Genomic DNA, 13,654 nt, shown 5'->3' with positions numbered 1-13,654 from the left:
CAGTTAGCTCAGTTGGTAGAGCATCTCCCTTTTAAGGAGAGGGTCCTGGGTTCGAGCCCCAGACTGGTCACTAAAAAATGAATAATGATTAATTTTTAATGATTGTTCGCTTTAAAAGTTCTTTAAAAAATATTTGATTCCTAATGGTATCAATGACCAGTTAGCTCAGTTGGTAGAGCATCTCCCTTTTAAGGAGAGGGTCCTGGGTTCGAGCCCCAGACTGGTCACTAAAAAGTATCGTATTTCCTACGATACTTTTTTAGTTTTACACTATATTGTAATGTTAAGAAGCATCTTCATTCACCCGGATGCTGGAATTGGTAGACAGGCATGGTTGAGGGCCATGTGTCCATTAGGGCGTGTGGGTTCGACTCCCATTCCGGGTACTTTTAACATATGTAATTTAAGAAGATTTTGATATATTAATCTCCATCATTATCTGTAGAGGTGATGACAATAGACAAAAACACTTCCGACATCCATACTAAATAACATCTCAAGTTCGTCCAACTTTTTATGCAACCTAGACACATCTCTGGGATTAGTGTTTATTGCCTGAAGTAATGATCCGATATAGAGGATCAAGACCAATTGTTGTGTTTACGCAAATATTCTGGTTAATCTGAAAAAGAAGAATTTACTAAGGAAGATAGATGTTTAGAGAGAATGATAGAATCAAAAGTTCATTGGTCAATTTTAATTCCTAAGGATTAAACCACTAAATAAGTACTATATGAATTTACAATTAAAATGGAGAGTTAGGAATTATCATTGTTGTATATACGAAACCCGATATTAATAAAAGAACAAGAAAAAAAACAGCTCCCCTACAAAAATATAATACAAATTTGTTTAATTTATAAGCTTTATCTCTATCATCATTTAATTTATCCCGATACTCTTCAAAATAATTTATTTCCTTTTGGATATTTTCCAGATTTATATCCTCCTTATTTTCAATACTCTGACTCAAATTATCAATTCTTAACGAGATCCTTTCAATTTCCTGAGGATAATAAGCCTTGGACGTTTTAACAGAGTTAAAAAGGAAATATAATAAAACCGAAATAATTAAGAACAAACCAATCACAACGAAAAATCGAGGGTCTTTGTAATTGATTTCAACATAATCTAATTTCTTGACTTGACCCCCTTCAACAAAACCGCTTAAAACAGCTTCACTAGAGGAATTTCCAGTATAAATTAATTGAATAATTACACCATCTCCTCCATCAAAATATCCCCAATCTAGTTTTAACCCTTCTTTGGTTGGTAATAACTTAAAGTTAGAAACACCCTTATTATTTTCCTTAACGATCTTATAATCAATAATATCTCCATCAATCACTTTTAATTCGAAATCCTTACGTATTCTTTCTTTTGTAATAGATAATTTCCCATTGTTCCAGATTAGCATAGAAACAACGTATACATTCTTATCAACGGTTACAGAATCATTCGTATATAATTTTATTTTTGAAGAATATGATGTAGAATCATAAATCAAAGAAGGACTTTTCTCTATAGAATAAACTGGTCGCATTTGTTTCTCTAGTAAAAAGATATTGATAATTAGAATAATCGACCCAACAACTATTGGCCAAAAACCTTTAAAACTGGTTACTTTTCTTAAAAATATGTAAAATCCTCCCATAAAAATATCAATTTAAAAATAAATATACGGGAATTTTCCAATTAACAATTAACTAATTCTAAATCCATGATAGTTTTCAAAAGACCTCAGAAATTTTCTTTTCATCTAACCTTTTTAACAATAAAAATCCTATTCTAGGTAAATATTTTTTTGAATATTTTCAGCGCCATACCCAAATAAAATACACCTGTCTCAAACAAACCTAACCATCTTTATAACTATAAAATTAGTATAATTACTATATTTATAGTTATATTACTAAAAATATAGTTATATTTGTCATATGAAAGATTTAACAAAGGCAGAAGAACAGGTTATGAAATATCTCTGGAAGCTGGAAAAAGCATTCCTAAAAGATATCGTAGAACAGTTTCCAGAACCTCGACCCGCATATACGACAATATCAACCGTCATCAGAACTTTGGTTACCAAAAACTTTATAAGCTTTACTACCTACGGAAGAATAAAAGAGTATTACCCTTTAATATCCAAAGAGGTATATTTTAAAAATCATTTTAAAGGAGTGGTCAAAAATTTCTTCAGTGGTTCCATTAGCAAGTTTGCCATGTTTTTTACAAATGATGAAGATCTAAACGTAAATGAGTTAGAGAAAATGAAAGAGCTTATTGAAGAAAAAATAGATAAACTAAAAAAAGAAGATGAATAATTTTTTTATATACCTTATACAAGCAAGTATTTGTTTAGCTGTTTTTTACTGCTCATATTATGTATTCTTTCGAAACTTAACTTTTCATAAAATCAATAGAATCTTGCTATTGCTCTTATTGCCAATATCGCTATGTCTTCCTTTCTTAAATCAGGTAGAAATTCTTATTACAAATCCTACGGTTATAATACCAGATTTTGATGATATTTTACTTGTCGAGAACCCAACTCAAGATGTTCTTTTGGAGCCTTCGCAACATTTAGAAAAAAATTGGAGTTTAGTTAATTTACTATCATTGGTTTATAGTATTGGAGTATTTATCTGTCTGCTAAGATTATTATTATCAATTATACAATTATATAAATTAAAGAAAAGATCTAAAACTTTCATTAAAGATGGATTTTGTTTTATTTCTGCAGACACACCTACTGTATTCTCTTGTTTCCGTTGGATTTTTATCCCAAAAGATAAAATAAATGAAATTGACACGTCTATACTGGAACATGAAAAAGTGCATATAAAACTTGGACACACATTGGATCTGATAGTAACAGAAGTATACTTGGTTGTATTTTGGTTCAATCCATTTTCATACTTATTTAGAAAATCGATTAAATCTATTCACGAATTTCAGGCTGATAAATTTGTAATCGATAATCAGGTCAAAAAATCATATTATTTAGAACTCTTAATCAAAAACTTAGGGGTACAACAGAACGCAAAATTATATAGTTATTTCAATCATTCATTAATCAAAAAACGAATAGACATGATCACAAAAACCAATTCTAATCAACAAAAACTCATCCGATACATTTTACTTATTCCGATACTAGCAGTGCTTTTTATGGCATTTATAAAACCAAAATCTAATACAAATACGGATCATATTATAGAACAAGTATTAACAGAGGAAATAGCAATAGAAACTCCACCTTCTATTTTCCCAATCCAACAGGGGTCAAAAAATGATATTACAGCTGTTTATGGTAAGAACTTTAATCATCCAATACGAAAAAAGAAAGTATTCCACGGAGGTATAGATATCAGAGCGAAAATAGGGACTCCAATTATTGCTACTGCACATGGAACTATCACTCTTGCTAAAAACCAAGGTGATTGGGGAAATCTAATTGTTATTTCTCATGCTGATGGATACGAAACCTGGTATGCCCATCTGGAAAGTTTCAATAGTAAGAAAAGCCAACAAGTCCAAAAAGGTCAGATTATAGGTTATAGTGGAAATACGGGACTTTCTACAGGACCTCATCTTCATTATGAAGTAAAACATAATGGAAAAAGATTAAATCCTATGGATTTTTTTGAATAGATAAAAAGAAAACAACAAAACGGGCAAGGATAACTAAAAAATATCTTTGCCCGTTTTAACATATAAAACTAACTCAACTATAGGCTAAAATTAACTCTTGCAAATAAAAACCTACCAGAATATCCAAACTGTGAGGTTCTTCTGGAATACACAAACTGATCACCTGCAGTTCCCCCTGCTCTATTCTCATCAGGGTATACATCTAACAAATTATTGGCTCCTATGGTGATGTTAAGGTTTTCTAAGAGTTCTAAAGAGAAAGAAAGATCCGTTACTACTTTTCCTCCATATACTGCATCTTCACTAACTACTGCTCCTTCTACTCTTGGATCTCCATTAAAGTCATCAGGATCTGTTACTTCTCCGAAGAATACATTTCTTAATAAAATATTATATTTCCCAAAGGATAAGGCATTAGTAAGACTAAGTTTAGTTCTTGGTTGGGCTAGTGTCAAAAACGCCTCTTCCTGACCATCAAAGAAACTTCCACTTTCTCCGGCATTAGCTATTCGTTCCGGAACTCGGATTTCTTCTACTTCGGTTTTAGCAAAAGTAGCGGACAGATCATTTTTAAGAACCATATTCTCTCCTAAATTCATTTTATGCGCAACCACAACATCGATTCCTTGCGATTTAGTATCTATCGCATTTACAAAGAATCGCGCACTTGTAGCTCCTGCATCTTCAAATATCTGTGTAAGTTCAGGATCTCCTCCATTACCAAAACTTCCACTGTATACAATTCTATCATCGATATTGATCAAATATGCATCTGCCGTAACAGTAAAATTCTGGACTTTAGCAGTTATACCTAAACTAAAACTACTGGATGTTTCTTCTTTTAACTGAGCTATCCCAATCAATGCAGCTGCTCTACTATTATTTGTAAAAGTTCCTTGTTCAAAAGGTTGATTATCTACAAAGACTGTACTAGTTCTACTAAAGAATTGCTGATGCAAAGAGGGTGCTCTAAATCCTGTGCTGTTTGCTCCACGAACTGAGAAATTCTCTGTGATTTTATAACGGGTAGCCAATTTATAATTAAAGGTATCTCCAAAGTCAGAAAAGTTCTCGTATCGCCCTGCAAGGCTTACTAACCATTTTTCCGTAAAATCAGCTTCCAGATCAATATATCCGGCAATACTATTTCTATATTCATCTGTTTCGTTATTAGGATCGTATCCTCTAAATACTTGTGATCCTCCGCCGAGTATCGCTCCTGTAAAATTATTACGTACCAAATCTATATCAGGTGTTGTACTTGTGACTATATTACCATTAACATCATAACTTGAATACGAAGCTTCTTCTCCAGCAGTGATTGTATAATTTTCTACTTTATATTCGGCTCCCATCGCTACATTCAATCCGCTAAAAATATCTTCATAAAACCTACCTATGTCTAAATTGGTTGTATTCTGCATAAAACTTAAAGCTCCAGCATCAAAACTTCTAGGGGTGGCAACTCCTAAGGTTCCGTTACTAGAGTTACCAACAGTAATATCAAAAATGTTAATTCCATATGTATTGGAGAAATCTACATTCCAATCTTTTACCTTTCCTTTGATTCCTACAACAATAGATTTATCTACAATATCAGTTCCGATATTTGGTAAAAAACCATTAGGAAATGCTGGTGTATTAGCTCTACCATCTCCTTGTGCAGGTCTTCTATAAAAACCAGAGGCAAGCCCTTCTCGATAGCTAATTCCTCCAAAACTGTAGAGTTCTGCATCTTCTCCCAATGGAATCGACATATTAGCAAAGAATTTACCTTCTCTCAGTTTAGCAGTACCTACTTTAAATCTAAAATCTGTACGCGTCAATCCACGAGCAGCCAATTCATCCTCATCAGCATCTGCTACATCATCAAAAGCTAATAACCCTCTAAAAGTATCTATATCGGTAGGATCAGTTACATCTAAAGCTGCAATCTGATCTCTGGTTGCCTGATCCAAATACGTAATCCCCTGTGCTGCTGTTTGGTAATCTGCCAATGTCATTTCTGCTACATTTCCTCCACTGGCAGCAAAGACACGTTCTGCCCCATGATATCTTCTAAAGATATCTCCAGAGTAATCTTTATTACGTAACGCAGGCTCTCTAGTTGATAAAGATCCTGTAAAGTTTATAAAGCCTCCTTTTTCTCCTATTGGTAATCCATAGTTAACATCCAACACTACTTTTTCACCATCGCTTCCTCCATCAAACTGATTAGAATTTTTGCTAAAATTAGCTCCTGTAGTTAATGTAACATCTAATTTATTTGTTCCTTTTTTTAGCACAATATTGATCACTCCGGCAATTGCATCAGAACCGTATTGTGCTGCAGCTCCATCTCTTAAAACTTCTATACGTTGGATTGCCGCTGTTGGTATTGCATTTAAATCTGTACCAACACTACCTGCACCTACAGTTCCGTTTACGTTAACCAAGGCTGTATTATGCCTTCTTTTCCCATTGATTAATACCAATACTTGATCAGGTCCTAATCCACGTAGCGAAGCTGGATCTATATGATCTGTTCCATCAGAAACAGTTTGCGTCTGTGAAGTAAATGATGGGGCTACATAATTAAGAATTTCATTTACCGAAGTCTGTGGACCTTGTGTAGCTATTTGTGTAATATCAATTACATCTATAGGTACAGTAGTTTCTGTGGCTGTACGGCTAGGATTTCTGGATCCTACAATCACCACATCATCTAATTGTGCAGATGCATCGTTTAAGGTTACGGTTATAAAATCTTTTCCGGTTACATCAATTTCTTTTGTTTCAAAACCAATATAAGAGATGACCAATATATTATTATCATCTGGCATATTGATTGTAAAATTTCCTTCAAAATCCGTTTGAGCACCAATAGTAGTACCTTTTACTACAATATTTGCTCCAGGAAGTGGACTTCCATTAGAATCCTTGACATTCCCTTTTACCTCACGAATAACCTTTAGTTTTCCTTTAGTAAATGGTGTTTTTTTTAATACAACTTGCTTTCCGATAATTGAATACGAAATATCCGTATCCTCAAAAAGAATTGACAAAACTTTGTCTATAGTTTCTTTTTTAACTTTAATCGAAGTCTTTTGAGTCAGGTTGACCTCATCATTAATGTAGAAGAACTTATAGGAAGTTTGACTTTTAATTTCTTCTAATGCTTGAGCAATTGTTGCTTGTTCTAGATTCAGTTCAATTTTGCCCTGCGAAAAGCCGGAGGTTGCCATCATCTGTAGGATGGAAAAACAAAATAAAACTAGTGTAAGCCTCATTCTTAAAACGATTGATTTGTGCGCTAAGTGTGAAAATAGCGTACAGTTACCCTTTTTTTTCATAATTTTGAAAAGTTTGGTTGTTAGTACTCAGTTAAATAATAATCAGACCGTAAGGGGAAGTGTTGCAGCACTTCCTTTTTTTCTTTTACGGATTGATTGTAATCTTCTTATCCTTTATATGATCTGTTCTTTATATTCGTTTCTAAAATGGTCAGATCGAATTTACCATTAGTCATTCGAGTGTATTAAAATTTTATTTTGGTTCATTTCATATGTGAAATCTATAGTTTCAGAAAACACGTTTAAAATCTGCCGAACATTTTCTATGTCAAATTCCCCTGTAAAACGTGTCTTGTTTAATTTTTTATTAGAACTTATGATTTCCACATCATAAGCTCTTTCTAATCTTTTGAGCACTTCTGCAAAAGATTCATTTTGTATCATCATTTTTCTATACATCCAGGATGTATAGAATGTTGTATTAACTTTCTTCTTATTTAAGCGGTTCTGATCTTTAGTATACACGGCTTGATATGTGGGAGACAGTTTCAACATATCGGTAGGATCATTTGAGTTATTAACTGCTACCAGACCTTCTACCAACGTTGTTTTTACAGCAGCATCTTCTGCATAAGAAGATACATTGAATTGTGTACCTAACACCTGTACATCCACATCTCCTGTTTTTACTATAAAAGATTGTTTTTTATTCGTCGTCACATCAAAAAACGCCTCTCCTTCCAGATACACTATTCTATTAGATTCTGAAGATCCAAAATGCTGAGGAAATCTTAAGGTACTTGCTGCGTTCAACCAAACTTTAGTACCATCAGACAAGCTTAGCTGAAATATTTTTCCTTTGGGGATAGAGATTTCCAGAAATTCAGTTTTGGTTTTATCTACACCTTTAATTATTAATTGATCTTGGCTTTTTTTACCAATTATGATTCCACTAGCGTCAACCACATCTTTTTTATCATCAAAATCTATATAGGCAATTGTACCGTCTTCTTGAGAAATTTTGATCTTATCTTCTGGTGCTGTATCGATCTCTACTATATTCGGGCTGGTTCTAATGACGGATATATCGGGTTTAGTATAATAATACACCCCAAACAATACTCCTGCTAAAACCGCTGCATAGGAAATGAGCTTTAGCAAAGGTTTTAATGAAATTACTTTCGGTTCATTACGGTCAATTGTATTTAGAAAACTTTTGTAGGCCTTTTCAGAATCTGCCTGCAACTCTTCTTTTTCTAAATGCCAATTCTTTATTTCTTTTTTGAATAGCATTTCATTTTCGGGATTTTTCAAAATCCATTGCCGTAATTTTTCTTTTTCTGAATCAGAAAGCTCACCTTCCAGATATTTTTTAATTATTGTTAAATAATTGTTCATTCTTTTCTTTTTCTAAATACATGATGCAGAAATCTCATCAATCCCCTACTTTATTTTAATTTTTATAATTTAGCAAGTGATTGTTATCATGAAAAACAACTACTCTGACATAGAAAAATTATTGATAGAAGGATTAACAACCGGAAATCAAAAAAGTTACAAAATCATATTTGATCAATATTACCAATGGTTATGTAACTATATCTATAAAATCTCTAACAATGCAGCTTTGTCAGAAGATCTGGTACAAAATGTAATGTTACGGCTTTGGGAAAAAAAATCGTCTTTACAGATCAATACATCCTTAAAAAATTATCTTTTTCGTTCCTGTCATAATGAGTTCTTGATGCATTTACGTGAACAAAAGAAGGAAATTGATTTATTAGATGAATTAAAGTGGAAAACACTTTTGGAACTTTATACCGAAAAAGAAGAAAACCAACAAGAAGCTGATTGGCTAAAAATAGAAAATGCGATTGAGCAGCTCCCTAAAAAATGTAGAGAAGTATTTAAACTAAGTAGATTAGAACAAAAAAGGCATAAAGAAATTGCTGAAATCCTTGGTATTTCTACAAAAACAGTGGAGGTACATATTACTAAGGCTTTACGCTTCTTAAAAACAAATGTTTCAGGGCTTTTCTTTTAATGACAAACAACAACAAGCTAATTAGAAAGAATACCATTATTTTAAAGTTTTAATACTTCTTTTGTAAATCTTTTTAACATTTACGGTTAATAATTTAACAAGTAATACCTTCTGAATATTTACTTTTTTATTTACATTTGTTTAACCTTTATTTAAAAAGAGTGAACAACATTAAACAAAATTTTAGTATCAAAGATCTTGAAAATTTATGTGGAGTAAAAGCACATACTATCAGGATATGGGAAAAAAGGTATAATCTTTTATCACCCGATCGTACTGAAACCAATATACGGACTTATAGTTTAAAAAGTCTACAGAAGTTACTGAATGTTACTTATCTTGTTAATAGTGGTTATAAAATTTCCAGAGTTTCTAAGCTTAATAATGAAGAGATCGATGAATATGTAAGGAGAATAGTATCTGATAATAGTACTAAAAATCAAGCTATTAATTCACTTAAGATATCCATGCTTAATTACGATTTACAATTATTTTTGGGTACATATGAGCAGTTATCAGAAAAAAGAACATTTAGACAGATTTTTACTGATGTTTTTATTCCGCTTTTAACGGAGATAGGATTGTTATGGCAAACAAATACGATTAGCCCTTCTCATGAGCATTTCATTACAAATCTTATTAAACAAAAACTACTAATTAATATAGAAAAGCTTCAGTATTCTAAATCTACGAAAACTGATAAAGCATTTATCTTATATTTGCCAGAAAACGAAATACACGAATTAGGTTTGTTGTATATAAACTATGAAATTTTACTGAAAGGGTACAAAGCAATTTATCTGGGACCAAGCATACCCTTGGATAGTTTGCCTAATATGTTATCTTTTCACGAGAGTACGGTTTTTCTTTCGTATTTCACTGTAAGACCAGAAAAAGACAAAATAGGTGAATATGTTCAAAAATTTAATGAAATAGTTTGTTCCAAACGAGAAAGTGAATTCTGGATGCTCGGTAAACAAACTATGCATATTTCTGGTAGTAGTGGACCTAACCATCGTTATTTTTCGTCTATAGCTGATCTTATCAAAGAATTATAGCAGATTTTTAAATAAACTTTATGTTACATAAAAAAGTAGTAATCATCGGTTCTGGCTTTTCATCCCTTTCTGCCTCTTGTTATCTGGCAAAGCTTGGGTATGATGTTACTATATACGAAAAAAATGATACCGTTGGCGGTAGAGCGAGACAATTAAAAAAAGAAGGATTTACATTCGACATTGGTCCATCTTGGTATTGGATGCCAGATGTATTTGATAAGTTTTTTAATGATTTTAATACTTCTGCTTCTGAGTTTTATACTTTGGATAAATTAAATCCAGCATATAAAGTTTTCTTTGAAAACAAGGAAAGTATCACTATCGAAGATACGCTAGAAAAAATTTATACTGCTTTCGAAAAAGAAGAAAAGGGAAGCTCGGATAAATTAAAGAAATTTATATCTGCTGCTAAAAGTAATTACGATATAGCAATTAAAGAGTTAGTATATCGGCCTGGTGTTTCTCCTATGGAATTAGTAACCAAAGAAACTATTAAAAAAATAGGTCAATTTTTTAGCACTATATCCAGAGAAGTAAGAAAAGAATTTAAGAATAAAAAACTGATTCAGATTCTTGAATTTCCTGTATTATTTCTTGGAGCAAAGCCAAGTGATACTCCTGCTTTTTATAGTTTTATGAACTATGCAGATTTTGGATTAGGAACATGGCATCCAAAGGGAGGAATGTATCAGGTTATTTTGGGAATGAAAAAATTAGCCGAATCATTAGGTGTTCAGTTTTTTACGAATGCTCCAGTTGAAAAGATTTTTGTAGAGAATAGCATTGCCAAGGGAGTTATTGTAAACAATTCAGAAATCAAAGCAGATATTGTATTGTGTGGTGCGGATTATCATCATGGTGAGACATTATTAGATCCTGAGTATCGACAGTATTCCGAATCCTATTGGGAACGTAAAACGTTTGCTCCTTCTTCTCTTCTGTTTTATGTTGGATTTGACAAAAAATTAAAAAACATACACCATCATAATTTATTTTTTGATACCGATTTTGATGTACACGCAAAAGACATTTATGATGAGCCTAAATGGCCAGATGAACCTCTTTTTTATGCTAACTTTACTTCTGTTACGGATCCGAATTCGGCTCCAGAAGGAAAAGAAAATGGTTTTTTCTTAATCCCTTTAGCTCCTGGTATTGAAGATACACCAGAACTAAGAGAAACATATTTTTATAAAATTATAACTCGGTTTGAGAATGTAACCGATCAAAATGTTCAAAATAGTATTATATTTAAGGAGTCTTTTTGTGTAAAAGACTTTATAAAAGAATACAATTCCTATAAAGGAAATGCTTATGGAATGGCAAACACGTTATTGCAGACTGCATTTTTAAGACCTAAGTTGAAAAGTAAAAAGGTAGAGCACTTGTTTTTTACTGGTCAACTTACAGTTCCTGGACCAGGAGTACCGCCATCGTTAATTTCTGGAAAACTAGTAGCGGGGCTAATAGAATCAAAATTTAATCTATCTAGTAAACCAAAATTGCAGACTGTTTGATGTAAGAATACATCCTACTAGTTTGTGTAATAGACCTAACATTAATTTAAGGATTAAGTCCAAAAAATTAAAACTAAACTAAAACCGAACTGATGAAAGCTTTATTTGACTCCGTTTCTTATAGTTGTAGCAAGCTTGTTACTAACTCTTACAGTACCTCATTTTCTTTAGCATCTAAAATGTTATCAGATTCTATCCGTCAGGACATCTACAACATCTATGGATTTGTAAGACTTGCCGATGAAATTGTAGATAGTTTTCATGATTATGATAAGGAAACGTTATTTAATGATTTTGAAGCTGAAATGTATAAAGCAATTGAGTATAAGATTAGTTTAAACCCTATTCTTAATTCATTTCAGCAAACAGTCCATCAGTATAATATACAGCCAGAATTATATGAGGCTTTTATGAAGAGTATGCGATTAGACCTTCATAAAAAGAACTATTTAACGAATACAGAATATAAAGAATATATTTATGGTTCTGCAGACGTGGTTGGACTTATGTGCCTTAAAGTATTTGTAAAAGGAGATGTTAAAAAGTATGATGAATTGAAAGAAAGTGCTAAACATTTAGGTTCTGCTTTTCAGAAAGTGAATTTTTTACGTGATTTAAAAGCGGATTTTGAAGACCTTAGTCGCACCTATTTTCCAGATACTGATTTAACACAATTAGATGAGGATTCTAAACTTAGAATTATAGAAGAGATTCAGGAAGATTTTGACAAAGGTTTTGAAGGCATTATGAAATTACCTGTCGAAGCAAAATTTGGAGTATATACTGCATACATCTATTATAAAAAATTACTTAACAAACTAAAAGCTACTCCTTCTGTAGAAATCAAAAATACGAGAATCCGAGTACCTAATTATCAAAAATTTGGATTACTGGCTAAGTCTTATTTTGATTATAGGTTAAACCTAATCTAGCAATACAATTAATGAAATTTATCTAAGATGAATGTTCTTATTTGGATATTGACCTTTATAGCTACTTTCTGTTTTATGGAATTTATGGCGTGGTTTACTCATAAATATATTATGCATGGGTTTTTATGGTCATTACATAAAGATCATCATCATAAGAACCACGGTAGTTGGTGGGAACGTAATGATCTATTCTTTGTGTTTTACGCAGTAGTAAGTATAGGCTCTATTATGCTTCATGATCCCATCACTTTCTTTGTAGGAGAACCCATAGGTTTTGGAATTTTAGCCTACGGTATTGCTTATTTTTTTGTACACGACATATTCATACATCAACGCTTCAAAATATTCCGAAATGCGAATCATTGGTATGCAAAAGGAGTTCGAAGAGCTCACAAAATACACCATAAACATCAAGGCAAGAATAAAGGAAAATGTTTTGGGATGTTATTTGTTCCTTTTAAGTATTTTAGGAGTTAAAAATTTACTCCGCTAATAATTGATTTATAATTGTTCTCACCTTATCAGTATTCCAGTCTGCAGCACCGATTTTGTGAATCACGATATTTCCCTTTTTATCGATAAGATATGTCCCCGGAATAGGTTTATGAACAAAAGGTTTAGGGTGTTCTGATAGCGCCCTATAAATTGGATAATTATATTTTTTATCACTCATAAACTTATTTAGTTCGGGATCATCATCTTCTGTCAAAAAAACAAATACTACTTTATCTTTATAATCATTATATAACTCCTGTAACGATGGCATTTCTGCGATACAAGGAGGACACCAAGTTGCCCAATAGTTTAATAATACCACTTTACCTTCAGCAGTATTAAAATTCATTGATTCTGTATTTACTCCATGAAGTTTCCAATTATAGGTGGCTACTTGAGCTCGTTCCTCTACATCCACTAAGCTAGGACTAAAAGAAAACATTCTTGTCAGGAAAATCTGCATCATCCCTCTGGTATTCGGAATAAAAAAGAGTAGTAAAATAATTACAAAAACTAAGTTAGATATATTCTTTTTATTGAATTTCATAAAGGACTTTCTATTATATAAGTAATTGAATTTGTCAGTAAAAAAATGTTTCCTTACAAAAGTAAATATAATCTATGATAAAAGGTTATAGGATAATTTGTAAAATACATTTAATAGTCATTAAAAATTTAAATGTTA

11 protein-coding genes and 2 tRNA genes are annotated in these 13,654 nt (G+C 32.1%); 9 read left to right on the top strand and 4 right to left on the bottom strand.

The genetic code is table 11. The features are described 5' to 3' along the window. The first annotated feature begins 154 nt into the window (after window positions 1-154). Window positions 155-227, top strand: a tRNA-Lys gene (locus Q0829_RS14720). Window positions 228-302: 75 nt separating this feature from the next. Further along, window positions 303-386: transfer RNA gene (locus tag Q0829_RS14715), tRNA-Leu, on the top strand. A 359-nt stretch (window positions 387-745) separates the two neighbouring features. On the opposite strand, the gene Q0829_RS14710 is transcribed toward Q0829_RS14715, so the two are convergent. Further along, window positions 746-1,654, bottom strand: a complete 909-nt coding sequence (locus tag Q0829_RS14710) for a hypothetical protein (protein WP_298544369.1) — start codon at window positions 1,652-1,654, stop codon at window positions 746-748. 283 nt (window positions 1,655-1,937) lie between these two features. On the opposite strand from Q0829_RS14710, the gene Q0829_RS14705 reads away from it, so the two are divergent. After that, complete coding sequence (locus Q0829_RS14705) at window positions 1,938-2,321, top strand: BlaI/MecI/CopY family transcriptional regulator (protein WP_298544367.1); 384 nt, start codon at window positions 1,938-1,940, stop codon at window positions 2,319-2,321. A gap of 103 nt (window positions 2,322-2,424) precedes the next feature. Beyond that, window positions 2,425-3,651 carry a M23/M56 family metallopeptidase gene (locus Q0829_RS14700; RefSeq protein ID WP_298544364.1) on the top strand — a complete coding sequence of 409 codons (1,227 nt, stop codon included), beginning with the start codon at window positions 2,425-2,427 and terminating at the stop codon, window positions 3,649-3,651. 77 nt (window positions 3,652-3,728) lie between these two features. Here Q0829_RS14700 and Q0829_RS14695 read toward each other — a convergent pair whose 3' ends face one another. Together Q0829_RS14695 and Q0829_RS14690 are read right to left on the bottom strand one after the other, a co-directional pair. After that, window positions 3,729-6,920 (bottom strand): TonB-dependent receptor, encoded by a 3,192-nt coding sequence (locus tag Q0829_RS14695; protein WP_298544362.1) that lies wholly within the window; start codon window positions 6,918-6,920, stop codon window positions 3,729-3,731. A gap of 231 nt (window positions 6,921-7,151) precedes the next feature. Then, complete coding sequence (locus Q0829_RS14690) at window positions 7,152-8,321, bottom strand: FecR domain-containing protein (protein WP_298544360.1); 1,170 nt, start codon at window positions 8,319-8,321, stop codon at window positions 7,152-7,154. 88 nt (window positions 8,322-8,409) lie between these two features. Between Q0829_RS14690 and Q0829_RS14685 the strand changes: the two genes are divergently transcribed. The 5 genes from Q0829_RS14685 to Q0829_RS14665 all read left to right on the top strand — a co-directional run bounded on the left by Q0829_RS14685 (window position 8,410) and on the right by Q0829_RS14665 (window position 12,951). Continuing rightward, the gene (locus Q0829_RS14685; protein WP_298544358.1) at window positions 8,410-8,967 is read left to right on the top strand and encodes an RNA polymerase sigma factor; all 558 of its coding nucleotides are present in this window, start codon (window positions 8,410-8,412) and stop codon (window positions 8,965-8,967) included. A gap of 161 nt (window positions 8,968-9,128) precedes the next feature. Next, entirely contained in the window at window positions 9,129-10,025 is an 897-nt protein-coding gene (locus Q0829_RS14680; protein ID WP_298544356.1) for a MerR family transcriptional regulator, read from the top strand. A gap of 20 nt (window positions 10,026-10,045) precedes the next feature. After that, window positions 10,046-11,542 carry an NAD(P)/FAD-dependent oxidoreductase gene (crtI, locus tag Q0829_RS14675; RefSeq protein WP_298544353.1) on the top strand — a complete coding sequence of 499 codons (1,497 nt, stop codon included), beginning with the start codon at window positions 10,046-10,048 and terminating at the stop codon, window positions 11,540-11,542. A 92-nt stretch (window positions 11,543-11,634) separates the two neighbouring features. Further along, window positions 11,635-12,474, top strand: a complete 840-nt coding sequence (locus Q0829_RS14670) for a phytoene/squalene synthase family protein (protein ID WP_298544352.1) — start codon at window positions 11,635-11,637, stop codon at window positions 12,472-12,474. A gap of 27 nt (window positions 12,475-12,501) precedes the next feature. Continuing rightward, window positions 12,502-12,951: a sterol desaturase family protein gene (locus tag Q0829_RS14665; RefSeq protein WP_298544350.1), complete on the top strand. Its 450-nt coding sequence runs from the start codon at window positions 12,502-12,504 to the stop codon at window positions 12,949-12,951. A 4-nt stretch (window positions 12,952-12,955) separates the two neighbouring features. Here Q0829_RS14665 and Q0829_RS14660 read toward each other — a convergent pair whose 3' ends face one another. Next, window positions 12,956-13,516 (bottom strand): redoxin domain-containing protein, encoded by a 561-nt coding sequence (locus Q0829_RS14660; RefSeq protein WP_298544347.1) that lies wholly within the window; start codon window positions 13,514-13,516, stop codon window positions 12,956-12,958. Between the last annotated feature and the right edge of the window lie 138 nt (window positions 13,517-13,654).

It is taken from the genome of uncultured Aquimarina sp. (genome assembly GCF_947492405.1).
Lineage (GTDB): Bacteria > Bacteroidota > Bacteroidia > Flavobacteriales > Flavobacteriaceae > Aquimarina.
Note: the sequence above shows the minus strand (reverse complement) of the source record. Positions and strands in the feature narration are given on the sequence as shown.

Coding starts and splice junctions, on each gene's coding strand:
- Q0829_RS14690 (WP_298544360.1), bottom strand. CDS start 8,321: ATGAACAATTATTTAACAATAATTAAAAAATATCTGGAAGGTGAGCTT.
- Q0829_RS14695 (WP_298544362.1), bottom strand. CDS start 6,920: ATGAGGCTTACACTAGTTTTATTTTGTTTTTCCATCCTACAGATGATG.
- Q0829_RS14685 (WP_298544358.1), top strand. CDS start 8,410: ATGAAAAACAACTACTCTGACATAGAAAAATTATTGATAGAAGGATTA.
- Q0829_RS14660 (WP_298544347.1), bottom strand. CDS start 13,516: ATGAAATTCAATAAAAAGAATATATCTAACTTAGTTTTTGTAATTATT.
- Q0829_RS14710 (WP_298544369.1), bottom strand. CDS start 1,654: ATGGGAGGATTTTACATATTTTTAAGAAAAGTAACCAGTTTTAAAGGT.
- Q0829_RS14705 (WP_298544367.1), top strand. CDS start 1,938: ATGAAAGATTTAACAAAGGCAGAAGAACAGGTTATGAAATATCTCTGG.
- Q0829_RS14665 (WP_298544350.1), top strand. CDS start 12,502: ATGAATGTTCTTATTTGGATATTGACCTTTATAGCTACTTTCTGTTTT.
- crtI (WP_298544353.1), top strand. CDS start 10,046: ATGTTACATAAAAAAGTAGTAATCATCGGTTCTGGCTTTTCATCCCTT.
- Q0829_RS14670 (WP_298544352.1), top strand. CDS start 11,635: ATGAAAGCTTTATTTGACTCCGTTTCTTATAGTTGTAGCAAGCTTGTT.